This window comes from Pedobacter jejuensis (genome assembly GCF_003725795.1).
GTDB classification, from domain to species: Bacteria; Bacteroidota; Bacteroidia; order Sphingobacteriales; family Sphingobacteriaceae; genus Pedobacter; species Pedobacter jejuensis.
In genome coordinates this window covers 1-24,236 of record NZ_RBEE01000002.1, presented here as the reverse complement: position 1 = coordinate 24,236, position 24,236 = coordinate 1, and the positions used below count along the sequence as shown (strand labels likewise).

General features: G+C 35.5%; 23 protein-coding genes. 12 read left to right on the top strand and 11 right to left on the bottom strand.

Going from position 1 to position 24,236, the window contains the following annotated elements:
• Position 1: 1 nt before the first annotated feature.
• The 4 genes from D7004_RS00765 to D7004_RS00750 all read right to left on the bottom strand — a co-directional run bounded on the left by D7004_RS00765 (position 2) and on the right by D7004_RS00750 (position 5,909).
• Complete coding sequence (locus D7004_RS00765) at positions 2 to 1,201, bottom strand: carboxypeptidase-like regulatory domain-containing protein (protein ID WP_123203967.1); 1,200 nt, start codon at positions 1,199 to 1,201, stop codon at positions 2 to 4.
• Positions 1,202 to 3,331, bottom strand: coding sequence for a ribonuclease R (rnr, locus tag D7004_RS00760; protein WP_123203966.1), 2,130 nt, complete (start codon positions 3,329 to 3,331; stop codon positions 1,202 to 1,204).
• A 161-nt stretch (positions 3,332 to 3,492) separates the two neighbouring features.
• The gene (locus D7004_RS00755) at positions 3,493 to 5,196 is read right to left on the bottom strand and encodes an ABC transporter ATP-binding protein (protein WP_123203965.1); all 1,704 of its coding nucleotides are present in this window, start codon (positions 5,194 to 5,196) and stop codon (positions 3,493 to 3,495) included.
• Positions 5,196 to 5,909 (bottom strand): 3'-5' exonuclease, encoded by a 714-nt coding sequence (locus D7004_RS00750; RefSeq protein ID WP_123203964.1) that lies wholly within the window; start codon positions 5,907 to 5,909, stop codon positions 5,196 to 5,198. Before D7004_RS00750 ends, D7004_RS00755 begins: the two co-directional genes overlap by 1 nt.
• Before the next feature lie 80 nt (positions 5,910 to 5,989).
• On the opposite strand from D7004_RS00750, the gene D7004_RS00745 reads away from it, so the two are divergent.
• Entirely contained in the window at positions 5,990 to 6,490 is a 501-nt protein-coding gene (locus tag D7004_RS00745; RefSeq protein ID WP_123203963.1) for a DUF1579 domain-containing protein, read from the top strand.
• 75 nt (positions 6,491 to 6,565) lie between these two features.
• On the opposite strand, the gene D7004_RS00740 is transcribed toward D7004_RS00745, so the two are convergent.
• The 4 genes from D7004_RS00740 to D7004_RS00725 all read right to left on the bottom strand — a co-directional run bounded on the left by D7004_RS00740 (position 6,566) and on the right by D7004_RS00725 (position 11,833).
• The gene (locus tag D7004_RS00740; protein ID WP_123203962.1) at positions 6,566 to 7,465 is read right to left on the bottom strand and encodes a DUF72 domain-containing protein; all 900 of its coding nucleotides are present in this window, start codon (positions 7,463 to 7,465) and stop codon (positions 6,566 to 6,568) included.
• Between the two features lie 354 nt (positions 7,466 to 7,819).
• Entirely contained in the window at positions 7,820 to 9,208 is a 1,389-nt protein-coding gene (locus tag D7004_RS00735; protein ID WP_123203961.1) for an arginine decarboxylase, read from the bottom strand.
• A gap of 163 nt (positions 9,209 to 9,371) precedes the next feature.
• Entirely contained in the window at positions 9,372 to 10,268 is an 897-nt protein-coding gene (ctlX, locus tag D7004_RS00730; RefSeq protein WP_244214213.1) for a citrulline utilization hydrolase CtlX, read from the bottom strand.
• A gap of 119 nt (positions 10,269 to 10,387) precedes the next feature.
• The gene (locus D7004_RS00725) at positions 10,388 to 11,833 is read right to left on the bottom strand and encodes an arginine deiminase family protein (RefSeq protein ID WP_123203959.1); all 1,446 of its coding nucleotides are present in this window, start codon (positions 11,831 to 11,833) and stop codon (positions 10,388 to 10,390) included.
• Positions 11,834 to 12,134: 301 nt separating this feature from the next.
• Here D7004_RS00725 and argS point away from each other — a divergent pair, with 301 nt between their 5' ends.
• A complete protein-coding gene (gene argS, locus D7004_RS00720) occupies positions 12,135 to 13,907 on the top strand; it encodes an arginine--tRNA ligase (protein WP_123203958.1) in 1,773 nt (590 codons plus the stop codon).
• Positions 13,908 to 13,940: 33 nt separating this feature from the next.
• On the top strand, positions 13,941 to 14,579 hold the full coding sequence (locus D7004_RS00715; protein ID WP_123204195.1) for a DNA-3-methyladenine glycosylase family protein: 639 nt from the start codon (positions 13,941 to 13,943) through the stop codon (positions 14,577 to 14,579).
• A gap of 68 nt (positions 14,580 to 14,647) precedes the next feature.
• Here D7004_RS00715 and D7004_RS00710 read toward each other — a convergent pair whose 3' ends face one another.
• The 3 genes from D7004_RS00710 to D7004_RS00700 form a co-directional block, all read right to left on the bottom strand.
• Positions 14,648 to 14,848 (bottom strand): YtxH domain-containing protein, encoded by a 201-nt coding sequence (locus D7004_RS00710; RefSeq protein ID WP_123203957.1) that lies wholly within the window; start codon positions 14,846 to 14,848, stop codon positions 14,648 to 14,650.
• Positions 14,849 to 14,910: 62 nt separating this feature from the next.
• Positions 14,911 to 15,435: a protease gene (locus D7004_RS00705; protein WP_123203956.1), complete on the bottom strand. Its 525-nt coding sequence runs from the start codon at positions 15,433 to 15,435 to the stop codon at positions 14,911 to 14,913.
• Positions 15,436 to 15,455: 20 nt separating this feature from the next.
• Positions 15,456 to 16,568: an AI-2E family transporter gene (locus tag D7004_RS00700; protein ID WP_123203955.1), complete on the bottom strand. Its 1,113-nt coding sequence runs from the start codon at positions 16,566 to 16,568 to the stop codon at positions 15,456 to 15,458.
• A 76-nt stretch (positions 16,569 to 16,644) separates the two neighbouring features.
• Here D7004_RS00700 and D7004_RS20525 point away from each other — a divergent pair, with 76 nt between their 5' ends.
• The 9 genes from D7004_RS20525 (at position 16,645) to D7004_RS00660 (ending at position 24,005) form a co-directional block, all read left to right on the top strand.
• A complete protein-coding gene (locus D7004_RS20525) occupies positions 16,645 to 16,821 on the top strand; it encodes a hypothetical protein (protein ID WP_167459367.1) in 177 nt (58 codons plus the stop codon).
• A 28-nt stretch (positions 16,822 to 16,849) separates the two neighbouring features.
• Positions 16,850 to 18,208, top strand: coding sequence for a tRNA uridine-5-carboxymethylaminomethyl(34) synthesis GTPase MnmE (gene mnmE / locus D7004_RS00695; RefSeq protein ID WP_123203954.1), 1,359 nt, complete (start codon positions 16,850 to 16,852; stop codon positions 18,206 to 18,208).
• A 246-nt stretch (positions 18,209 to 18,454) separates the two neighbouring features.
• Positions 18,455 to 18,814 carry an excisionase family DNA-binding protein gene (locus tag D7004_RS00690; protein WP_123203953.1) on the top strand — a complete coding sequence of 120 codons (360 nt, stop codon included), beginning with the start codon at positions 18,455 to 18,457 and terminating at the stop codon, positions 18,812 to 18,814.
• 5 nt (positions 18,815 to 18,819) lie between these two features.
• Entirely contained in the window at positions 18,820 to 19,935 is a 1,116-nt protein-coding gene (locus D7004_RS00685) for a tyrosine-type recombinase/integrase (protein ID WP_123203952.1), read from the top strand.
• On the top strand, positions 19,932 to 20,750 hold the full coding sequence (locus tag D7004_RS00680; RefSeq protein ID WP_123203951.1) for a hypothetical protein: 819 nt from the start codon (positions 19,932 to 19,934) through the stop codon (positions 20,748 to 20,750). Before D7004_RS00685 ends, D7004_RS00680 begins: the two co-directional genes overlap by 4 nt.
• Before the next feature lie 87 nt (positions 20,751 to 20,837).
• Positions 20,838 to 21,158: a helix-turn-helix domain-containing protein gene (locus D7004_RS00675; RefSeq protein ID WP_123203950.1), complete on the top strand. Its 321-nt coding sequence runs from the start codon at positions 20,838 to 20,840 to the stop codon at positions 21,156 to 21,158.
• Between the two features lie 111 nt (positions 21,159 to 21,269).
• Positions 21,270 to 22,433 carry a VapE domain-containing protein gene (locus D7004_RS00670; RefSeq protein WP_123203949.1) on the top strand — a complete coding sequence of 388 codons (1,164 nt, stop codon included), beginning with the start codon at positions 21,270 to 21,272 and terminating at the stop codon, positions 22,431 to 22,433.
• A gap of 245 nt (positions 22,434 to 22,678) precedes the next feature.
• Entirely contained in the window at positions 22,679 to 23,581 is a 903-nt protein-coding gene (locus tag D7004_RS00665; RefSeq protein ID WP_123203948.1) for a toprim domain-containing protein, read from the top strand.
• Between the two features lie 85 nt (positions 23,582 to 23,666).
• Complete coding sequence (locus D7004_RS00660) at positions 23,667 to 24,005, top strand: MobC domain-containing protein (RefSeq protein ID WP_123203947.1); 339 nt, start codon at positions 23,667 to 23,669, stop codon at positions 24,003 to 24,005.
• Positions 24,006 to 24,236 lie beyond the last annotated feature (231 nt).

Genomic DNA, 24,236 nt, shown 5'->3' with positions numbered 1-24,236 from the left:
TTTAAGGATTAATCATTGTACCGAAGGCATTCTGACCTTCCATCATTTTGCTGAATTTATCTTCTAATGATGTTTGTTTAACGATTGGGTTATTTTGCCAAAAATCGGCATTATATTTTATAGATTCTACTACATTTTTATCTTTAGTATTTTTACTTACGCTCTGATAAGTTTCATTCTTTAATGAATTATCTTCTTGATAAACAGTTAGTAATGAGCTTACAATTGCGCTTATATCTGTAGATTGCATCCTATTCATATAGTTTACAGATAGATACATTTTTGTAGAGATGCTCTCCAGGATGTTTATGTCACCCTTATCGTTTTTAAAAGTTGAAATGGTTTTTACGATAGGTGGATATTTAAAGCCTGCTCCATTTTCCAAATCCATGGGTAGATTCAAAATGTTTTGCTCCATTCTGTAAATTTTAAAATCTTCTGTGCCAACGTAAAAAGTAGTGTTGGCATAAAATTGATTTTTGCCGGCTTTCTTAATTGTGCAGTTTATTACTGCAACATCTTGGTCGGCTTGTTCTATGTATCGTTCAATTTCAATTGTGTATTTATCCAATGTTTTTTCGGTAACGAAAGTTCCGGAAGAAGGTTGGGTAAGGTAGCCACTAGCGCTAAATGTGAAATAAGATTGATTGCTTAAATCGAATAGCATTTGGCTTTTACTCTCTGCAAAACGAGTTTGCTTTGCTATCCAGCCAGTGGTTTTCGTAACGTTCCATCTTAAATCATAAAAAATCTCATGTATTTTAGTTGGGTTGTTATTTACAGAAGTTAACTGCCTGTAAAAGGCTTGCAAATAGTGATTTTCATCTTTGTATTTTGAAGCTTTTTCAAATGCACTTTTTAATAAAGCTTTGCCCCGATATGGTGAAATATTTATTTCTGATAAATTGATGGCTGCTTGTTTTAATTTAATGACGAGATTTTCGGCATTACTTTTTACATCAAATTCGCCATTTAAATAACTAACGTGGCTGAACTTTAACCTTGCAGGCAACGCTGTTGCTTTAATTACAAAATCTCCGTTTTCATTTGTAATCGATGTTATTGACGTACCAATAATCATTAAAGATGCAAAAGGAATTGGCGCACCAGTAACTTCATCAATAACTTTACCCTGAATATTTTGCGTATAGCCTTTTAAAGCGACTATCAAAAACAGGATGAATAGGGTATTTTTAATCATTTATAAAACTAGCGAAAAATCTATTTGTCGTTTAGCCAGATCGACTTTTTTAACTTTAATTGTCACTTCATCGCCCAATTGGTATTTTTTCTTTTTACGTTGACCAATGATGCAGTAATTCTTTTCGTCTAACACATAAAAGTCATCAGATATTTCGCGTAAACGAACCATGCCTTCGCATTTATTTTCTTCAATTTCTACGTACATTCCCCATTCGGTAACACCGGTAATTATACCCTGGTAAACATTTCCAACGTTTCCTTCCAGGTATTCTGCTTGTTTGTATTTAATCGAAGCACGCTCAGCTTCTGCAGCTCTTTTTTCCATTGCAGATGAATGTACACTTGCAACTTCATAAAATTCTTCATCAGCTGATTTTCCGTTTGCCAAATAATCTTCTAACAGTCGGTGCACCATTACATCGGGGTAACGGCGAATGGGCGAAGTGAAATGCGTATAATAATCAAAAGCTAAACCGTAGTGGCTGGTTTTTTTTGTAGTGTAAATTGCTTTTGCCATAGAGCGGATTGCCAATGATGTTAGCACATTTTGTTCTTTCTTACCCTCTACATCGGCCATTAAATGGTTTAATGATTTCGCAATTTCCTTGTCTGATTTTGTATTTATTTTATATCCGAAACGTGAAGCAAAGTTGGCGAATGTATTCAACGTTTCCATATTGGGAGAATCGTGAACACGATAAACAAAGGTAAGTTTGTTTTTTCCTTTTACTTTGGTGGCAATAAATTCTGCTACTTTTCTATTCGCCAAAAGCATGTAATCTTCTATCAACTTGTGTGCATCTTTTCGCTCTTTAACATAAACACCAATTGGTTTACCTGTTTCATCGAGCTTAAATTTTACCTCTGTACTTTCAAAACTAATCGCACCGTTTTTAAATTTTCTATCGCGAAGAATGTAAGCAAGTTCATTTAGCTTTAGCAATTCAGTAGCATGATCACCTTCCTTTTGCTCTAAAACTTCCTGTGCTTCTTCATAGCTGAATCGTCTATCAGAATGTATTACTGTTTTACCATACCATTCTGCTTTGATGTTTGCCTCATTATCCAATTCAAAAACAGCTGCAAAACATAATTTATCTTCATGCGGACGTAAAGAGCAAACACCATTACTCAATCTTTCTGGCAACATTGGTATCACCCTATCTACTAAATAAACTGAAGTAGCACGACTGTAAGCTTCTTTATCCAATTCAGTTCCCTGGATTACGTAATGAGAAACATCAGCGATATGAACACCAATTTCGTGGTTTCCGTTCGGTAATTTTTGATAGGAGATGGCATCATCAAAATCTTTAGCATCAGCCGGGTCTATGGTAAAAGTTAAAATATTTCTAAAATCTTTACGCTTTGCAATTTCCGATTCAGGTATTTCTTCGGGGATGGCATTGGCTTCTTTTTCTACTGCTGGAGGAAATGATAGAGGGAAACCATACTGAGCCAAAATCGCATTCATTTCCGTATTGTTCTCACCTTGGTCGCCCAAAACATGCTTAACCGCCCCAATAGGGTTTTTAGCACCTTCTGGCCAATCAGTTAAATTAACCAAAACCCTTTGCCCGTTTTTTGCACCTAAAGTATCAGATAGTGGCACAAAAATATCATGCATCATCTTTTTATCATCGGCGATTACAAACGCAAAACGCTCAGATATTTTAATAACACCAGTAAAATCAGATTTAGCCCTTTTGATAATTTCTACAACTTCACCATCGTTTTTGCGTCCATTCTTTTTTGCAAAAACATAAACTTTTACCAAATCACCATGAAGTGCATTTCTTAATTTTCGAGGCGCAACAAAAACATCTTTTTCAAACTCATCATCAGGAACAATATAGGCCGAACCATCAGCGGTCATATCTACACGGCCAGTAATAAAGTTTTGTCGTTCTTTAAGCTTAAATTTTCCTTTTTCAGGCTCAAGAAATATTCCGGCGCTTTTTCCTTCTTTTAAAATCTCAAGAATAGTTTCTCTGGATTCTTGATCATCAAGATTAAGCTTGGCAGAAACCTGTTTGTAATTAAGTGGTTGATTACTGTTTTTCTCGAAAACATCACTAACAAGTTGATTCAGAACTAACTTTATATTTGCCGATTTTTTCTTTGCCATATTGATAAAAGTATTTTATCGAAGATACAGAAAAGATGGAAATGATGTGGGATGTAAGATGGAAAATGGATGACGAATGACCAAAATTGATGGAAAATGTGAAATGGAAGATGGATGATGGTCGTACAACATCATCCATCTTACATACAACATCTTCAATATTATGTACCTGGAATCGCATCGATTAGTTTTTTCGTATAAGCAGCTTTTGGGGCGTAAAATATATCCTTAGGGAAACCTTCTTCTTCGATTTTGCCCTTGTTCATCACTAAAATTCTGTCGGAAATATGCTTAATTACCGCTAAATCATGAGAAATAAAAATGTAGGTTAATCCGAATTCCCGTTGTAAATCTTTAATCAGGTTTAAAACTTGGGCCTGTACCGATACATCTAATGCAGAAACGGACTCATCGCAAATAATAAATTTTGGTTCGAGTGCTAATGCTCTGGCAATAACTACGCGTTGCCTTTGCCCACCGCTAAATTCATGTGGATAGCGATTGTAATGTTCAGGTTTTAAATCTACTTTATCTAACAATTCAAATACCTTTTCCTTTCGTTCGGCTTCACTAGCAAAAAGATTATGAACGGTTAATGGCTCCAAAATGGATTGACCAATGGTCAGTTTCGGATTTAGCGAAGCATAAGGATCTTGAAAGATGATTTGCATATCTTTCCTCAAACGCCTCATTTCTGCTTTATTTACGTTCGTAATGTTTTGACCTTCAAATATGATGCTTCCTGATGTTGGTTGAATTAAACGTAAAATACTTCTTCCAAGGGTTGTTTTTCCACAACCAGATTCACCTACCAAACCTAAAGTTTCACCCGGAAAAACATTGAAATTTATTTTATCTACAGCCTTTACATATTCTTTGCTTTTGTTGAAAAAACCATTTTTTATCGGGTACCAAGTGGATAAATCTTTTATTTCTAGGATGGGTTTTTTAGCATAAAGCTCGTTGCGTCTTTTTTCTATTTCTATTGATGTAATTTGGTTATTTGAATTCAAATGTGCAGATGCATCTTCAATTTTGCCTGTCAAAAAATCGGCCACTACAGGTAATTTTTTAAGTTGTAATGCTGGCGAAGGGCGGCAAGCCAGCAAACCTTTGGTGTATGGATGTTTTGGATGATGAAATATTTCATTTGATGTTCCTTGCTCCACAATTTCGCCTTTGTACATAACGGCAACCTCATCTGCAATTTCATGTACAACGCCTAAATCATGTGAGATGAAAATCATCGCCATTTGGCGCTCTTCTTTCAATTTTAATAACAACTGTAGAATGGTTTTTTGTACGGTTACATCCAAAGCAGTTGTTGGTTCATCGGCTATTAATAATTTCGGATTACAGCTCAACGCTATTGCAATCATTACTCGCTGTTTTTGTCCGCCTGATATTTGATGCGGATAACTATCAAATATTTTTTCAGGTCGCGGGAGTTGTACTTCTTCAAATAGCGCAATGGTTTGTTTTTTCGCTTCTGCTTTGCTAACCTTTTGATGTAGGATTATGGCTTCGGCAACCTGATATCCGCATGTAAATACCGGGTTTAGCGAAGTCATCGGCTCCTGGAAAATCATTGAAATTTGATTGCCACGAAACTGCCTGATTTCATTTGAATCTAGACTTAACAAGCTTATATTTTCAAAATCTATGTCACCTGTAATTTTTGCCAGGCGTTCATCATGCAAGCGCATAATTGAAAAGGAAGTTACTGATTTTCCAGAACCAGATTCGCCAACAATACCAAGTACTGTTCCTTTTTTAACATTAAAATTTATTTCTTTAACGGCTTTAAACCAGGTTTTTTCATCCCGATTAAAAAAATCGATGCTTAAATTTTCTACGTTTAACATTAGGTTACAATGGTAATGTTTTCTGGTTGAATTATATCCATACCTTTAAATTTTAGCAGTACTTGTGCGGTAGTAATTACATCTTTCTGGCAATAGGTAACAATGCGTGGCAAGTTTTTTTCTTCGTAATACACCTTTCGAACCATGCTTCCGTCGATATCATCTTTAGGTGTTGGAACATTTAGTATAGCAGCTAATAAATTTAAAGAAGTGTAATTCTTGTAATCGCCAAATTTCCAAAGTTCCATGGTATCCACATGGTTAACTTCCCAAGGTTTTTTGCCTGAAATTTGTAACTGAACAGGAATTTCTATTCCATTGATTAACAACCTTCTGCATAGATATGGATAGTCGAATTCTTTTCCATTATGCGCACAAAACATTAATGTTGGTAATTGCATTTTTAACAAATCAGCAAATGCTGTTAATAATTCCAGTTCATTGGTATTAGAAATTGATTTTATACGTAGGTGTTGTGTTTTATTTTGGGTGTAAAATATACCTAAGCTGATGCACACAATTTTGCCAAACTCAGCAAATATTCCTGCATTATCATAAAAGCCTTCTGGTGTTTGCTCCGGTTTGCGTTGATACTGTGTTTTTTGCTCCCACAAATCCTGTAAGTTTGGAGGAACATCTTCATAAAAAGGATATTGAGGTACAGTTTCTATATCAATAACCATAACCTGATTAAGATCTAACGTTTTCAGCATAAAACAAGATACTTAATAATTATCCAGTTTACAAAATCGGAAATATCAAATTAACAGAACTATTTTTATAAATTTGATATATGGCAAAAGGCAAATTTGAAATATCATTGGAAGAAGGTTCCCATAAAATTTTGGCTAATTTGATTGGCGAATGGAAAGGAGCAACTAAAACTTGGTTTGAAAAGGATGTTTTAGCTGATGAATCTGAAACTCATGGAAAAATCACTTCACTTTTGGGGAATAGATTTATTTCTTACGATTACCAGGGAAGCTTGGACAGTAAGCCTTTAGAAGGAAAAATGATTATTGGTTTTGATATTCCGTACCAAAAGTTTAGCAGCAGTTGGGTCGATAGCTTCCACATGGGAACACAAATTATGTTATCAAGCGGAACAAAAACAGCGGATGGCTTTTCTGTTTTCGGGCAATATGGAAGTCCGGAATATGGAGAACAACTTTGGGGTTGGCGAACCGATTTTGCGATGGTAAATAATGATGAAATTGTAATTTCAGCTTATAATATTTCTCCTGATGGTGAAGAAGCAAAAGCTACCGAAACAGTTCTTAAACGCATTTTATAGTAATTCTATTTTCAGGTTGAGCTTATCAAATCATCTTGTTTGAGGTATTCGACAAGCTCAGAATAACATCTATTATTAAAAAAGTAATTGATCTGGAGACGAACCATTTGCCATCCCAGGAATTTTCAGATCAGTTCCAATAGCTTTATTAAGTTTTTCAATAAAATAGGCTGATAAAAGGGGAGAAGCTAGTTCTACGTTTTGGTGAACGAAAAAATAAAGATTTTGTAACCCTTGTTTTTTCCAGTCAACAATCCTCTCAATCCATTCATCTAAACGGGTGTAGTCGCTTTCATGATTTGCACCAACATAGCGAACAAAAGCTGTCGGTGTTGTTAAACGCATGTGAAGCATATCTCTCCGTCCTGCAGTATCAACGATGATATTGGTGATTCCATTTTCCACAAACAGTTGGGCAAATTCATCGGCAACATTAGTATTCGAAAACCACTCTCCGTTTCTAACTTCAACAGCTAAAGGTATTACTTTTGGAAATTCTTGGATTACAGTTTTAAGCCTATCAAAATCTTTTGGTTTAAAGTTGTCGTGAAGTTGAAGAAATGCCATGCCGAGTTTATCCTCAAAATTACTTATCGCATCACAATATTGCTCTACAGGTTCTTTAACGTTGATTAGTCTTTTAAAATGGCTTATCGTGTTTGTGAGTTTTGGAAAAAACTTGAAATCAGGCGGTGTTTTTTGCGTCCAGGTAATCACTTGTTCGCTGCTTGGCATTCCATAAAATGTCGCATTCAGTTCTATTGAATTAAATTGAGTAGAATAGTAGGTCAACTCATCTTTTGTTCCTTTTGGATAGAAGCCTTTCAAATCAGCCTTATTCCATTTGGCGCAACCTACAAAAGCTTCGAATTTTTGCTTAGGCTTGTTGGCTTTTAAAATAGCTGCTGTTTGAGCAGCATCTGCAGGAAGCGTGAAATCTATAATTGATGGGTCGTCTACTTTACCGAATTGCATGTTGAGGTTTTTAATTAACCGCTAAGTTAGCAAAGAAAGTTGCGCAAAGAAACACAAAGAAAATATTTTGCAATAGAATGGTCGCTGTAAACCTTAGGTTGTAGGATTGATTCTTACCTTACGATGGTAATTTAAAAAACGCTAAGAAATTTTTCATTTTACTTTGTTTCTTAGCATTAATTATAAAACCTCACCCTATTAAAGTTTGAAGTTTGGGCAAATTATGTACTATCCCTCTCCTTGAAGAGAGGGAATCAAGATTGATATTTAAAAACTAAAGGACTAACTTTGTGTTCTTTGCGCCTTTGTGGTGAAAAATATGCTTAGCGTTCTTTGCGGTTAAAACTGGAAAACCTAATAACCTAAAATCTTCAGAACCTGTTTACTATTTTGTTCTTCACCAAAAACCTCAAAATTGAAACTTTCGTCTCGGTTCCTGCGTATTAATACGTGCTTCGGACTAGGCAACAAGCAGTGATGAATACCGCCATAACCACTTAATACTTCTTGGTAAGCACCTGTATGGAAAAATCCTAAATACTGAACTTTACGCGTTTTAGGCATAAACACACTGTTCATGTGCGCTTCCTGATTGTAGTAATCTTGTCCGTCGCAGGTTATTCCACCCAGATTTACACGCTCATATTCTGCATCCCAATTATTAATCGGCAATAAAATATATTTTTGATTTAAAGCCCAAACATCTGGTAAGTTGGTGATAAATGAACCATCTAACATTAACCAACGCTCGCGGTCGTTTTGTTGTTTACGGCCTAATACTTTATATAAAATACCCGAAGCTTCTGCAACGGTATATTTACCAAATTCAGTAATGATATCTGGCTCCATTACTTCATGAATGGCACAAATTTCTTTAATCCTTTTAACAATTTCGTTTACCATGTACTCGTAATCGAAATCAAAAACCAACGAATCTTTAAATGGCATACCGCCCCCAATATCCAAGGTATCTAAATCAGGGTTTATCTTTTTAAACTTGCAATACAGCGTAACGTATTTTTCTAATTCGTTCCAGTAATAAGGGGAATCTGTAATACCAGAATTAATGAAAAAGTGTAATAGCTTAACGCGGAAGTTTGGATTATGAACAATTTTATTGTTGTAAAAATCAATAATATCTTCCATGCGAACACCTAAACGAGAGGTGTAAAATTGAGAATCTGGTTGTTCTTCAGCGGCGATACGGATGCCTAAATTGCAAGGTGTATCGATATCAACTTCATCATCAAAAAGGTTAAATTCCTCTTTGTTGTCTAATACAGGAATAATATTGGTATAGCCATCATGCAGCATATCAATAATATACTGTTTGTATTGATAGGTTTTAAAGCCATTGCAAATAATGGTGGTATCTTTTGTTAAAACTCCTTTTTTCTCCAAGGCCTCAATCATTGGCATATCGAAAGCCGAAGATGTTTCGAGGTGGATATTGTTTTTTAATGCTTCCTCAACAATATGTCTGAAGTGTGAGCTTTTCGTACAGTAGCAATATTTATAGTCGCCACGATAATTATTCTTTAAAATGGCAGTTTGAAAAAGAATTTTAGCTTGCTGAATCTTTTTACTCACCATAGGTAAGTACGTGAAACGTAAGGGCGTACCATAAGTCTCAATCATTTCCATCAGGTTTAAATCCTGAAAATATAATTCATCATCTATTACATCGAAACCTTCCTGTGGAAAGCCAACACTTAGATCAAGAAATTCTGAATAACTCTGCATTTAATTTTTAAATAATTTCTGCAAAAATGTAATTTTAAATCGAGAATTAATCTTTATTGAAAATATTTTTACTGTAGAGAAACGGTTGAACTGATTAAACTTTTATATAGGAGTTTTGACAACTCTTAAAGAGTTGTCAAAACTGAAACTGCAAAATGTTCTTTTAATCATTAATAATTAAAGGCAAATGAATTTCTGCCAGCATGCACCTTGCGCTACCGCCACCATTCTTTTCTATCGTATAAATTGGTGCGTAAATTATACGACAATATTGCTCTAGTAATGATATCTGTTGTTTAGTTAGCGATAAATAAGCCTGTTCTGACATCACTAGTAATTTTTCATTATCATGATTAGTCACTTGTAACATATTTCCTGCGAACTGATTCATTTGCTCTAAAGTTATTTCAATCAAATGTTTGCCGCTATTGTTCAAGCTTAGCGCAACAATAAGCTTTTCCTGCTCATTTGGAATCGAATCTAAACAAATAATTGCAAATTCATCTCCAATACACATCATCACATTGGTGTGGTAAATCGGAAATCTACTGCTATCTACCGCTTGAAAAGCAATTGGTTGATATCCTGTAAGCATGCAGAAGTTGTTTAGTACTTCTTCATCAGTACGAACACTCAAACAGGCATAGGCAATTTTATTGGTTCTATCTAAAACCATGCTACCTGTGCCTTCTAAAAAAGCATGTTGTTGTTCGTAAAAACTAATATCACTAACATGATTTACCTCGAATTTTTCTTTCAATTTTTCCAAGATATCATTTCTACGTTCTAGTCTTCGGTTTTCAGAAAACATTGGGTATAGAAAAACCGAACCATCTTCATGAAACGAAACCCAGTTATTTGGGAAGATGGAATCCGGAGTTTCTGGTTGATTTGTGTCATCCACTACGGTTACATCAACTCCATTCGCTTTTAATAAATCTACCAAGCCATCAAATTCTTTTAAAGCTAGTGCTTGTACACCATCTTCATTAGATGCGACCTGAAACATATTGTTTCCTGCTGTTTGCTCGTTAAATTTAAAATCAACAGGGCGAATCATTAGTATGTGGTTGGTGCTTTGCATTTAGTATTTAGTATCAAGTATTCAGTTTTCAGTATCAAGTATTTAGTATCGAGTATCAAGATAATGGAGTCAATCATCCATCTAACGTTTTATATCTATAAATCGTCTCTTAAAATTGGTAAACTCATGCAATGAAATCCGCCACGGGCACGAGACAATTCTGCTGATGGCATTAAAATTAAAGTATCTGTAATGGTTTCAGCATCAGCTTTTCCACTTTCTAAATCCTGGATTAAATCTTTCACGTTAACCACATTAAATCCGGCTGCTTTAAAGGCATCAACGGTTTTATCATTTCTATCATAACCTAAAACTACACCCTCTTTAATGGCTAAAAGGTTGCAAGAATCTGTCCATTGTTCTCTAGAATCGTATGGAAACTGATTATTACCGCTGTAAATTATTTTGGTAGGTTCGGTGCTTTTTAAATCGTTCTGACTTATATCATTCAGCAAAGCCTCTACATGTTCGAAGTATTTAGGTTCTCCTGGATTAGCTTTGGTAAATTGAATTGCCGTTGTTGCCTCCAATTGCTCGGGCTCTTTTAAAAAGTTAATAGGTTCGTGTGGGTTATATTTTGGAGAATGCGCAATGGAATTTAAAATTACCCAGGTGTTACGTTTAACATGTGTAAATACGGTATCAAGATGCATATAATCTCTTTTGCTCGGTATCTTAACAACGGTTACTTTTTCTACAACATTATTGTCAAACAATAATTTAATAGCCTCGTTAGCGCCATGTTCTGATGTTCTTTCACTACAGCCAATTAACACATGCGTCGGACTTACCATCATCACATCACCGCCTTCTAAAGTAGTGCTAAATGCAGGTTCATCGCCGGGGCGTAAAAAGTGCATGGTAACATCCGGAATTTCTAAAATGTTATTATGATAGGCTTCGAAAAGCGGATGGTTGAAGAAAATATAGCGCATTAAAAGCGTTTCACGAACACGAGCTTTTTTAGCAGGTTTGTTTAATAAGATGTAGTTATTTATGGTTATACCCACATCCCTGGTAAAAATTAAATTGGGGATGGGTGCAAAAATCATGGTATCGTTGGCGAGCGTTCCAGAGATAAGAATTTCTGCAAGTTGCTTAGGGATGGTATTTGCTAATTCGGTTTGAACTTTATAGGTACAGCCCTCAATTGCGCAAACTGCAGCAACCAATTTTTTGCGTATAGACTCATTCTCTAGCATTTCGCTTAGTAAATTCTGAATCTCAATTACCGATTCTGAATTGTGAAAATCGGGATGATTGGGTTTATAAAAACTGCGGTTGTCTTCTTCCGAATCTATTTTGGCTAATTTTCCTTTAATCTTCTCAGGGTCCATAAAATACATCAGCAATTTGATGTAATAATCGTATTCGCCTTTACGGATGGTATCTAAATGAACAATATCTTCAAAAAGCCAATCTTGTGCTTTTGATGGAACCACTTTGCCTAAACCACTATCAGGACTATGAATTAATAACTTGCGTAATCGACCGATTTCGGTTTTTACGTTCACTTTAAAATTTTGATTTGATTCGCTCATATATTAGTTAGTGTTACAAAGCTATTAGAAAAATTTAGATATGAGAATTGAGATGATAGATTTGAGCATGATCTGCGTCAAGAAGGTTGTTAGTTTGCAATGATCTAACGACTTAAACCTCATTGCAGCGGCAGCTCCCGATTTTCGGTTTTTCATCGAAATCAATCGGGACTACAGCGGAAAGGAGGGCTACAGAAACCGATACGCACAAGAGTACCTTTTCAAATAATCTAAATTTAGCCGGAATTTGAACTTAGGACTTCTGACATCCGACTTCGGACTTTTTTCCTATTTTTACACCATGAATTTTATTATTGCCCCAACGCTTGAAGCCATTAAACAACTTTATAATGAAGAAGTAGCTGAAAGTTTAATTAATATACAAGAAACCCGTAAAGAATTTGATGGTCAGGTGACGATAGTCGTTTTCCCGATTACCAAGATTTCAAAAAAATCTCCGGAACAAACTGCACAAGCCATAGGAGAATATTTGGTTGCCAACGTAACAGAGGTAACGGCCTTTAATGTTGTTAAAGGATTTTTAAACCTAAGCATTGCCGAAAGTTATTTTTTACAACATTTTAATGATGAGATTTTAGCCGATAGTTTTGGTTATTACGCACCAAATGGTAAAAAGGTGATGGTCGAATATTCATCGCCAAACACTAATAAACCACTACATTTAGGTCATGTTCGTAACAATTTATTGGGCTATTCTGTTGCCGAATTGTTAAAAGCTTATGGTTATGAAGTTACAAAAGTGAACCTGGTTAACGATAGGGGAATTCATATATGTAAATCGATGCTGGCCTGGCAAAAATGGGGTAATGGCGAAACGCCTGAAAGCTCAGGTTTAAAAGGCGACCACCTGGTTGGAAAATACTATGTGATTTTTGATAAAGAATACAAGAAAGAAATTGAGGCATTAAAAGCTGAAGGGCAAACTGAAGAAGAGGCGAAGAAAAACGCACCGCTAATAAAGGAAGCTCAAACCATGTTGCAACAATGGGAAGCCGGAGATGAGGTAGTTGTTACGCTATGGAAAACCATGAATGAATGGGTTTACGCCGGTTTTAACGTAACCTACAATAATCTAGGTGTAGATTTTGATAAATTTTATTACGAAAGCAACACCTATTTGTTAGGAAAAGATACTGTTGATGAAGGTTTGGACAAAGGTGTTTTCTTTAAAAAAGATGATGGCTCGGTTTGGATTGATTTAACTGCCGATGGTTTGGATCAAAAACTTGTGCTTCGTGCTGATGGAACTTCCGTTTACATTACTCAGGATTTAGGCACCGCAAAAATGAAGTATGATGATTTCGGGATGGATGAATCTATTTACGTGGTTGGAAACGAGCAGGATTATCACTTCAAGGTTTTGTTTTTAATTCTTGAGAAATTAGGTAAAAGCTGGGCAAAAGGACTTTATCACTTATCGTACGGCATGGTAGATTTACCTAACGGAAAAATGAAAAGCCGTGAGGGAACTGTAGTTGATGCGGATGAGTTGATTGCTGATATGATAGCTACCGCACAGGAAAAGACCGAAGATTTAGGTAAGATTAATGATTTTACGGAGGATGAAAAATCTGAGTTGTATAAAAACATTGGCTTAGGTGCTTTGAAATATTTCTTATTAAAAGTAGAACCGAAAAAACGATTGTTATTCGACCCGAATGAAAGTATTGATTTCCAGGGAAATACTGGTCCGTTTATTCAGTACACGCATGCTAGAATAAAATCATTATTAAGCAAAGCAGGATATCAGGCGAATGTTGGAACACCAAAACCAGAAGATTTATTGCCTGTTGAACTCGATATGATTATGTTATTGGCTAAATATCCGGCTGAGCTAGAAATCGCTGCTAAAGCGCATAGTCCTGCAAGTTTGGCTAACTATTTATATGAATTGGCAAAGTTGTTTAATAAGTTTTATCATGAGGTACCACCAATCGTTAAAACCGAAGCTGGTGAAGCAAAACAGTTCCGTTTAAATTTAAGCAAGAAAACTGCTGATGTAATTAAAGCCGGTATGTTGATTTTAGGAATTACATCGCCGGAGAGAATGTAGGGGTTGATGGAAAATGGTAGGGTGGAAAATGGAATGCATTCATATCTAAAATTGACCTTTAATCAGCAGAATTTTCATCAGTTTTGCGATGCAGTTGCTGCGCAAGATGTTGATTTGAAGGGAATTATAAATTGGTTTGGTTATCCGCCGTTTTGGTCCAGGCCTAATACTTTCGAATCAATTGTTCACATCATATTAGAGCAACAAGTATCGCTAGCTTCTGCACTGGCTACCTTAAATAAGCTGAAGGATAGAATAATAAACATCACACCAGAAAACTTCTTATCCTTATCCGATGAAGAATTAAAGGACTGTTATTTCAGTCGGCAAAAGACCAGTTATGTTAGGGATTTGGCTCAAAATCTTCTCCGTAAAACACTTGATTTAGATGCCTTAGTTAACGAGACGGATGAAGAAATCAGGACTGAACTTACGAAGATAAAAGGCATTGGCAACTGGACGGTGGATATCTACCTGATTTTCATTTTGCATCGTTTGGATGTATTTCCAATGGGAGATTTAGCTGCAGTAAATGCGCTTAAGAAAGTTAAAGGTTTAGGGAAGACATCAAGCCAAGAGGAAATTATTTCAACAACTTTACATTGGAAACCCTATTCTTCGCTGGCAACAATGCTACTATGGCATTTTTATTTAGAGGAAAGGAAGCGTTAAAAATTTGAGTAAAAAAAAATGCATCAATTTTAGTATTGATACATTTTTACTTTTAAAAAAAGGTTTACTTAGATACCCAAATCTTCCTGGGCATAAGTTGATTTATTTTCAAATTCTCTTTTATAATCCTTAGCTTTTTCCATCCACTCCGGTGCTTTATCTTTAATATCATCTACTACAGATTTGCCTGTGATTGAATCTTTCTTGGTAAGGTATTTAACGCCTGCATAAATCGCGGCGCCTATTACTGCTGTTCTTAATAGTCCCATTTTATATCGATTTTTTTTATAATATAGTAACAGTTAAATGCTGCGATGGTTTTAAATTAATGCTATTTGCTTACTGTAATTTTTAAACTATCGGTAACTACGATACCACTTATTGTTGTAGCATTGTATTTAATCGTATAACTACCCGCTTTGGTTATCGCGTATCCATCGTTCAGATTGAAATTGGTGCTAGTACTATCGCCTTTTTTAAGCATGATATAACTATCAGCTGGAGGCGGCATTATTCTTTTCGCCATAGCACCCGTATAATTCACATCAACATGATCTTCCATTGCAACATCCAGGTATTTGCTCATCAATCTTTCGAAAGGTGTATGCCATTTACAGAACTTTGCAACCGTATCGGTATTGTTGTAAACCGAGAATTTGATGTTGATGGGCTGGCCCAATTTAGCTTCTCCAAGTAAGGTCATTTTTTCTGTTATAGGATCGGTTACCTTGGTTGCTTTGGCTTCGGAAAGTAAAGTCGTATCACTGGCTGCGTTTGCTTCTTTTTTATCTTCAGATGAACCACAGGCTGCAAATATTATTGCGCAAAGGCCAAGTACGGGAATTAATTTTTTCATAAGGATTAGATTTAATGTGGTTATTCGGATTTGCTTGTAAGTGCTTTTCTTCTTCTGAAATTTGGAAAGCTCATCGGGCTACGTGCAGGTTTTTCATCACCCAATAAAACACCCCATTGTTTAAACATCTCGGTACGATCGAAAATCACTTTTAGTACTGCAACTATTGGTAAGGCTAGGAACATGCCGGATACACCTGCGATGCTTCCGCCAATAAATACGCCGAGGATGGCAAATAGTGCATTGATTTTTACTTTAGAACCTACAATACGAGGCATTAGAATGTTGTTATCTAAAAACTGAACGAAAGCGATTACGCCGAGAACCGTGATTACCGGCCATAATTCTTGCGATGAAGTTAGGGTTAAAAGCACACCAATTAAATTACCCATCAGCGCACCAACATAAGGTATCAGGTTTAAAATGGCGAAGATGACACCAATTAATAAAGCGTGTTTAATGCCAATCAGCATTAAAATTCCGCCTAAAAGGATGGTCATGTAGGTGATTTGAATTAATAATCCTATCAAATAACTTTTAATGATGGATTCGGTTTCGTAGATGGCTTCTTTAACTTTAGGATGATCGTCTGTTTTGAACCACATGAAAATAAATTTCAAGAGAATGTCCTTATAAAACAGCATCAGGTAAATGTAGATTGGAAGCAGACCAATAAAAACAAAAATGCCACTCAGCGTTACCGCTGCACCGCCTGCCATGGATGTTCCCATGTTCATCAAATCATCGCTTTTATCCTGAATGAAGGCTTTTTGCTGTCTATCATCGTAATGGGTAATGCGGCTGATCCAATCGCTAAGTGCATTGATGTGTTGTGTTACATTGCTTTTAATGCGTGGAAAATCATTAACCAAGAGGCCAATCTGGTGGGAGAAAAACCAAACCACCAGACCAACAAAAAGTGCAACTACAAGTATCGGGAGAACGATTGCCAAACTCTCCGGTACTTTTTTCTTTCTAAGAAAGCGATATAAAGGAAGTAGCATAATGCTGATGAAAAAGGCCATTAAAATCGGCATAATGATATCCCTTCCTATCACCATTACAGTTACCAGGCAAATCAGGCCTAATAGTTCTATGGATCTTTTCGCGGTAAGTGGTAAATTATTCGTCATAGTTTTACGGTTTTGTGATTAAACATGATTGACTTGGAAATGTTTTAAGTTAGGGATAAAATGTGGGGGATGGAAGATGGATAAGGGAAGATGGGAGAGGGTTAAGGTTGAGGTTGAGGTTGAGGTTAAGATTAAGGTTGAGGTTGAGATTAAGGTTAAGGTTGAGGTTAAGATTAAGATTAAGGTTGAGGCTGAGGTTGAGGATGGAGTTTTGAGATTAAATACAACATTTACTAATATAGTGGCAGATTAGCCTTATTTTTGCGTTTTCACATTATTATATGAATCATCAAGATACCATCATTGCATTATCTACTCCGCAGGGTTCGGGCGCTATTGGCGTTATACGTTTATCTGGCCCTGATGCTATAGCCTTAGCCAACTCGGTTTTTAGTGGGAAGGATTTGGAAAAGCAGGATAGCCATACTTTACATTTTGGTTTAATAAAGGATGGCGAACAAATTGTTGATGAGGTTGTTGCAGGTTTATTTGTAGCGCCTAAATCATATACTAAGGAAAACGTGGTGGAGATTTCTTGTCACGGTTCAAACTACATTATTCAGCAAATTATTAGCTTACTGATTAGCAAAGGGGCAAGGGCTGCCAAGCCGGGCGAATTTACCTTACGTGCTTTTTTGAATGGTGCTTTTGATTTGAGCCAGGCGGAAGCCGTTGCCGATTTAATTGCTTCGAATAGTAAGGCCTCTCATGATGTTGCGATGCAGCAAATGCGTGGGGGTTTCGCCCATGAGCTGAAAGCCTTACGCGAGCAATTGATTCAATTTGCGTCGATGATAGAACTGGAACTGGATTTTGCCGAAGAGGATGTTGAATTTGCCAACCGCGAACAATTGCGTAACCTGGTGACCAAAATAAACCATGTTTTGAACCGATTGATTTCATCATTCGAAATGGGGAATGTGATCAAAAATGGTGTACCCATTGTTATTGCCGGAAAGCCTAATGTGGGTAAATCGACCTTGTTGAATGCTTTATTAAATGAAGAGCGGGCAATCGTTTCGGATATCGCCGGAACCACGAGGGATACGATTGAAGATGAACTGACCATTGGTGGCATTGTGTTTAGGTTTATTGATACCGCAGGCATACGTGATACGGCCGATGTTATCGAAGCTTTGGGTGTGGAGCGTACGCTGGAGAAAATGAAACAAGCTAAATTAATCATTTACATGGCTGATGCTGCACAAAGCATTGCAGACATTGAAGAGCAGGTGCGGGGCCTGCGGCAATTGGCCATACCATATCTAATCTTAGTTAATAAAGCTGATTTGCTATCGCCTACGCAGCGTGAAGCCTTTAAGAAACTGGACGTGGTATTTATATCAGCAAAAGATAAATTGGGGATTGATGAATTGAAAGAAACGTTACTGGCGCAAGTTAACCTTCATCATATTAATACGAGTGAAACTTTGGTTACCAATATCAGGCACGTTGAAGCTTTAAAACAAACGGAAAACGCTTTGCAAAGGGTATTGGCCAATGTAGATAACCCGGTCACCTCAGACTTTTTAGCCATGGATATTAAACAAGCCTTACATTATCTGGGCGAAATTACCGGAACGGTTACCACAGATGATTTATTGGAAAATATATTTACCAAGTTTTGTATCGGAAAGTAGCTTACGATAAACGCTGATTAACGATAATAACCGATAAGACTAAACCGCTTAAAATTAACATTTTAAGCGGTTTTTTGTTTCCTATTGTTTACCTTTGGAGTATAGTGTCTATCAGTGTTTTGTATTGCAACTGTACCTTTCTTTTCGAGGTACAAAAAGGTACAAAATTTCCTATAATTAGGAGGAATTATGAAACATATAGAAACACTATGTAACGCCTATTAACAACTAGAAACAAATTGATGTATGTCGAGTAATATTCAGTTGGTAAAAATTTGTGATTTCTGCGGTAGTTCGTTCATTGCGCAAACTACAGTCACTCGTTATTGCCAGAAGATTTGTAATAATAGACATTACAAACAGCTAGCTCGTAATAAGAAAATTGAGAAATCAAATGTCGAAACGAAGGAAAAAATTCAATCTAAGCCTTTAATAATACTTGGTTCTGATAAACTTTTCTTTTCAATAGCTGAATGCAGTCAATTATTAAAGATTAGTCGGACAACTTTATGGCGGTTAATTAAAGATGGTCGCTTAAAGGTTACAAGATTGGGCTCACGTGTCATTATTTCAAAGGAACAGATTTATGAATTATTTAAACAATAAGTGCTATGGTAAAAGTTAAACTAAGAGAGAAAGAGTTGAAAAGTGGTCTAACCAGTTTTTATCTGGACTATTACCCTCCAATTGTGGACCCAAAAACTGGTAAATCCACTAGGCGAGAGTTTTTGAAAATGTACATCGACAAGAAAACTAAAGACCCTTTAGAAAAACAAAAAAATCTAATCATTAAATCTGCTGCTGAAAAGAAAAAGATTGACCGGGAGAATAAGTTTTTGACAGGCGCATTTGAGAGCGGATCATTTTTCGCTCAGAAAGAGAGCTTTCTTCAATATTTTAAATTGGAGTGCAAAAACAGAGCTAGTTCTGAAGGGAATTTTAACAATTGGATTTCTGCATATAAACATTTCGAGAAATACGTAAGTGGTATTTGCTTGTTTAAAGATCTTAATGAAAGGCTCTGCGAAGGTTTCAAAAATTATCTTTCTAAAACCAATACTTTAAGTAGTATGTCAAGGAACCTAAGTGCAAATTCTCAACATATCTACTTTAACAAATTTAAAGCGGCAGTTAGAGTGGCATTTGATGAAGGTTTATTAGCAAAAAATCATACTACCAGAATACAATCTCCAAAGGCAGCACAACCTTATAGAGAATTTTTAACGCAAGATGAAATTTGTCGGTTGAAAGAGACTGTCTGCGAAAATGATACCATTAAGAGAGCTGCACTGTTTGCAATCGTCTGCGGAATGCGTGTAAGTGATGTTTTTCCTTTAAAGTGGGAGAATTATCATTATGATTTGAATGATAAACATTTATTGCGATTCAATAGTAAAAAGCCAGGCGAATTTGTTGTGCATCCAATATCTGCCCAAGGTTTTGAATTTATGGGGAGCATAGGTTCTCCAAAAGATAGAGTTTTCAAAGGGCTGAAGTACTCGGCTAATACAAATAAATTGTTGGAAAGGTGGATGCACCTCGCTGACATTAAAAAGAAAATCACTTGGCACAACTTTAGGCACACTTACGCTGTAAATGTCATTGAAAAATATGGTATTTACGCAGGCAAAGAGATGCTACACCATAAGCATGTGAAAACAACGGAAATTTATTCTAAAATGCGAATTCAGCATAAAATAGAGATTGCAAATAGTATTGAGATATGATGGAAGTCAGGACTTTTGATTGTGATGCTGGTCGTGATTTTATAAAAATATCGATTGACCTGTGGGATGATTTTAAATTATTTTATAATGAAGTTATTCGGTCAAAGGTAGATGTTCGATTTGTGATTAATTATAAATATCTAAATGTGAATGAATTAAATATCGGTAGAGATGATGTGTTGAACAATTTTTTGCATTTACAACTTGAAATTTTGATTTCAGTTATCAGAAAGAAAGAAGAGCTACTTAAGCAGCATGAGTTGTTAATTGATCTTAAATCTTCTTTGAATGAGTTTGAGTTAGTTAAGTTATTACTTGGAGGTAATAAACGCCAGATCGTCTTAGATTATCATGCCTTTATCATCAATCAAATTATCCCAATCTACAACCTTAAAATAAAAAAATACGAAGAGATCCTTAAAATTAATTATAATAAAAATTTTGTACGGCAAAGACCCGAGGAGTTTGCTTTGGTAAAACTTGAGACCGGGTTTATGAAAGATGATCTAAAAGCACAAGTCATAAAATACTTAAATAGTGTTATAAGAAATGAAAAAGAATACATCCAATTCAGTACTGAATTTTTTGATGGGCGCGTAAATGAGATGGTCTATAGTATTAATATTACCACACTTAAAGAATTTTGCCGTTTTTTTAAATTTTTGTGCAATGAAGATTATTTGAATGTAGAGAAGAAAGCCTTGGCTTCCTGGATTATTAGAAAATTTAAAATTGAAGGAGATTCAGGAAATCTTGGTAAAGAGGGTACAATAATAAAGTATCTTGAAGGAGTAAAACATGACCCATTTTTTTAAAAAATTTATAAGTTCCGTTTTCGCAAAGCGGAATTGCTCTCATCATAACTTCGCTTTAGAAATTATAAATAATTAAAATTTAGATCTATGGAGCAAGTAATGATAACCAGTATCAACAAACAGGAGCTTATTGATATTATTGAAAATTCACTAGCAAAGCTGTTGAATAATAGCAAACCAGATATTGCGATTTCCAAACTGGAAAAGCCAATTGGAGTGCATGAAGTGGTAGCAATCTTGAGGTTATCAAAAGCGAGTATATACCGTTTATGCAGTAATCTTGATATCCCTCATTTTAAGAGAGGCAATCGACTTTATTTTTACGAGAGCAAGATTTTAAATTGGGTTAACAACGGAAGAAAATTAACCAAGGGAGAAATCGACCAGATTGCGGAAAATTATAAGTAAAAAGCCAATACTTGCAGGTATTGGCTTTTCAATCTCTTACGGACGGGATATCCCTTGAACTCTTAAGTCAAATATAAGGCATTCCATCCATTTTAAAAACTTTTTAAAAAAATGGATCAAATATATCACTTCGATTTTGAAGCAAAGTCGATTTATAATCGTGTGCACCAATATATTCTTGAACGCTATCAAATACACTTTAATGAAGTTAGTCTGTCTTATGAGATTAATAACCTGACAAATCGTAAAAGAGTATTTGAACTAAATGAAAACTCTTTAATAATTTTATTAGACCAAGCTGAGATTAAAATAAGTAAAGAGAAATTTGTCAATTATTTAAAATCAGATTTAGTTGTTCGATACAACCCAATTCAAAGGTATTTCGAGGATTTGGCAGAATGGGATGGTTTCGATTATATCAAACAATATTGTAGCTACGCAAAAACTGACAATGATGAACTATTTCATTATCATATGAAAAAATGGGCTGTAAGAGCCATTAAATCTGTTTTGTTGCAAGATGAAATAAACAAGCACGCTATAATTCTAGCAAATGGTGAGCAGAATGCAGGTAAAAGCACCTATCTAAAAAAATTAGTTCCACCAACATTGATGAGGTATTATGGTGAAAATCTCTCTCTGGACAAAGATGGTCGTATAAAACTCTGCAAAACCTTCATTCTAAATCTTGAAGAGCTGGAGGCGCTAAATAAGCAGGATACTGATAAAGTTAAGGCGATGTTATCGCTACAAACTGTCAATGACAGGCTACCGTTCGACAGCAAGAATTCGTTTCTTAGTCGAACATGTAGTTTTGTTGGAAGCACTAATAAATCTGAATTTCTAGTTGATGAAACTGGCAACGTAAGATGGATTGTTTTTGAGGTTATCGGTACGATAGATTATGAACGTTATAACCGAGAGTTTGATATCAATAAGTTTTGGGCACAAGCCTACCATATCTTCAAAAATGTTGAAACATTTAACTCTGCCCTGACTGCTGATGATGTACGCTTAAATGAGGAAAGAAATGAAAAGTTTATGATACTTTCCATTGAATGTGAAGCTGTATTGAAATACTACGAACAAAGTGAGGATATAGGTGATTTTCGAACTTCTTCTGAGGTTGTTCATGAGCTCGCATTTACAGGGATTAGGATGACTAATATGAAAATCGGTTCGGCTTTAAAAAAGTATGGTTATCTACGTATTAAGCATCCTAAGCGACAAGTGTACGGTTATTTAGCTCGGCTTATAATCCCAACTTTAATTTAAATTTATAAAAAATGATTTATAGTTACCTAGTTACCTAATCTATCTTACGATGCTATAAATCAGTATTTTACATAGGAAGGTAACTATAAATTTTTAGTTTATTGATCTACCTAAATAGTTGTTTTAGGTAGTAAAGGTAACTGCTGGTAATTAAGGTTTTATGACCTAAATAACTTTCTATCAATTAGATAGGTAGCCTAGGTAACTAGGTAACCTGTTTTTCAAATTATTTAAAACTTTCCATCATGAATTGTGCAAACGTGAAGCAAAAAGTATCATTAATAAGTGTCTTGCATAAGCAGGGTTACAAAGAAAAATTTACGAGAAATAATAAAGGCATAAACTATTATTGGTTTTTATCTCCGTTCAGAAGTGAAGAAGAGGCTAGTTTTTCTGTTAATACGTTGCTAAATACCTACTTTGATTTTGGTACAGGTCAGCATGGTTCAGTCATAGATTATTTATGTAGTTATTACCGGTGCGATGTGCGTAGAGCTTTACAAATTGTGAAGGATTTTAATTTTTCTTCTTTTCCACAGCAAGAATTGACTAAAACATTTGTCGCTAAGCAAAAAGATGAAACCAATTCTTATCTAATTGAAAAAACAGGTCCGGTAAAACACACTAACCTAGTTAAATACTTAAACAAGAGAAAACTTAACCCCATTTTTTGGAAATACTTACTTGAAATTCATTTTACAATGAGTGATAGGATTTATTACGGTATAGCTTTCAAAAATGAAAGTAATGGTTACGAAGTAAGTTGGGAATATTGGAATAAAGCAACATCGAGTCATTCGAGGTTTAAAATGTGTATGAAGGCGAAAGATATCACCCACATTAAAAATGGCTCGAAAAGTTTGGTAGTAGTGGAAGCATGGAGTGATTTCATTGCGTTGTTAACTCTTTATCCAAAAATGGAAAAGGTTAATGATTTTATTATACTCAATTCTGTATCGACTACAAATAAGATGATCTCTATGATTATAAAAATGCAATATCAAACTATCTATTCGGCAACAGATAATGATACCGCTGGTGCTAATGTTCTGGATGTTTTATTAAATAAATTTCCAGGGAAGGTTATACCACTGAACGAATTCTACAGAAGCTCAAAGGATATAGCAGACTATTTGGTTGGGAAATAATTTTTACGATTTGCAGTTAGCAAGCCATGTGCAGAGTCCCTCTGCACGCTTGCTCCAATCAACATCAACCTCACTTTGTTCACTTATGAAAGAGAAAAAATTACCCATTGAAGATAAGCGAATCTATGAAATCAAGATTCGCCTAAATAGAGAAGAAAAGCACAAGCTAGATCAGGTATTGACAGACTGCAGAACGCATGCGCCAGATGTATTTAGACGGCTACTGATGAAAAATAACTTTCCAAAGGCAAAATCCCCGATGCTTGATATCAATACTTACTATGAGCTTCGGAAAATTGGTGTCAATGTAAATCAATATGTCAAAGCTGTACATCAAAGCAAGATTAAGGAAATGGATATAGCGGTTCTAAATGAACTGAACTCACTATTGAAAATAATAAGATCCAGAATTATATCAAGATGATCGCTATCCAAAAGGTGCACAGCTTTAAAACGGCATTTGATTACAACCTGGATATTCTGGAGCATGTTGACCCCTCAATTATGTTTTCCAATTCCGGTTTACGGTAAAACCATTTAAAGCTTTTACTGACATTCCGGCGGATGCTGACCCCACCCTTGGGTATTAAAGATTTTGTAATGGAGCATATTGACCCCTCTTGATCTGCATTAATGCAGTTTTGAATGAGTCATG

Coding starts and splice junctions, on each gene's coding strand:
- ctlX (WP_244214213.1), bottom strand. CDS start 10,268: ATGATTCGCCCTGTTGATTTTAAATTTAACGAGCAAACAGCAGGAAAC.
- rnr (WP_123203966.1), bottom strand. CDS start 3,331: ATGGCAAAGAAAAAATCGGCAAATATAAAGTTAGTTCTGAATCAACTT.
- D7004_RS00705 (WP_123203956.1), bottom strand. CDS start 15,435: ATGAAAAAATTAATTCCCGTACTTGGCCTTTGCGCAATAATATTTGCA.
- argS (WP_123203958.1), top strand. CDS start 12,135: ATGAATTTTATTATTGCCCCAACGCTTGAAGCCATTAAACAACTTTAT.
- D7004_RS00660 (WP_123203947.1), top strand. CDS start 23,667: ATGAAAGAGAAAAAATTACCCATTGAAGATAAGCGAATCTATGAAATC.
- D7004_RS00725 (WP_123203959.1), bottom strand. CDS start 11,833: ATGAGCGAATCAAATCAAAATTTTAAAGTGAACGTAAAAACCGAAATC.
- D7004_RS00740 (WP_123203962.1), bottom strand. CDS start 7,465: ATGCAATTCGGTAAAGTAGACGACCCATCAATTATAGATTTCACGCTT.
- D7004_RS00765 (WP_123203967.1), bottom strand. CDS start 1,201: ATGATTAAAAATACCCTATTCATCCTGTTTTTGATAGTCGCTTTAAAA.
- D7004_RS00755 (WP_123203965.1), bottom strand. CDS start 5,196: ATGTTAAACGTAGAAAATTTAAGCATCGATTTTTTTAATCGGGATGAA.
- D7004_RS00715 (WP_123204195.1), top strand. CDS start 13,941: ATGCATTCATATCTAAAATTGACCTTTAATCAGCAGAATTTTCATCAG.
- D7004_RS00690 (WP_123203953.1), top strand. CDS start 18,455: ATGTCGAGTAATATTCAGTTGGTAAAAATTTGTGATTTCTGCGGTAGT.
- D7004_RS00750 (WP_123203964.1), bottom strand. CDS start 5,909: ATGCTGAAAACGTTAGATCTTAATCAGGTTATGGTTATTGATATAGAA.
- D7004_RS00665 (WP_123203948.1), top strand. CDS start 22,679: ATGAATTGTGCAAACGTGAAGCAAAAAGTATCATTAATAAGTGTCTTG.
- D7004_RS00685 (WP_123203952.1), top strand. CDS start 18,820: ATGGTAAAAGTTAAACTAAGAGAGAAAGAGTTGAAAAGTGGTCTAACC.
- D7004_RS00680 (WP_123203951.1), top strand. CDS start 19,932: ATGATGGAAGTCAGGACTTTTGATTGTGATGCTGGTCGTGATTTTATA.
- D7004_RS00675 (WP_123203950.1), top strand. CDS start 20,838: ATGGAGCAAGTAATGATAACCAGTATCAACAAACAGGAGCTTATTGAT.
- D7004_RS20525 (WP_167459367.1), top strand. CDS start 16,645: ATGGATAAGGGAAGATGGGAGAGGGTTAAGGTTGAGGTTGAGGTTGAG.
- D7004_RS00745 (WP_123203963.1), top strand. CDS start 5,990: ATGGCAAAAGGCAAATTTGAAATATCATTGGAAGAAGGTTCCCATAAA.
- D7004_RS00700 (WP_123203955.1), bottom strand. CDS start 16,568: ATGACGAATAATTTACCACTTACCGCGAAAAGATCCATAGAACTATTA.
- D7004_RS00710 (WP_123203957.1), bottom strand. CDS start 14,848: ATGGGACTATTAAGAACAGCAGTAATAGGCGCCGCGATTTATGCAGGC.
- D7004_RS00735 (WP_123203961.1), bottom strand. CDS start 9,208: ATGCAGAGTTATTCAGAATTTCTTGATCTAAGTGTTGGCTTTCCACAG.
- D7004_RS00670 (WP_123203949.1), top strand. CDS start 21,270: ATGGATCAAATATATCACTTCGATTTTGAAGCAAAGTCGATTTATAAT.
- mnmE (WP_123203954.1), top strand. CDS start 16,850: ATGAATCATCAAGATACCATCATTGCATTATCTACTCCGCAGGGTTCG.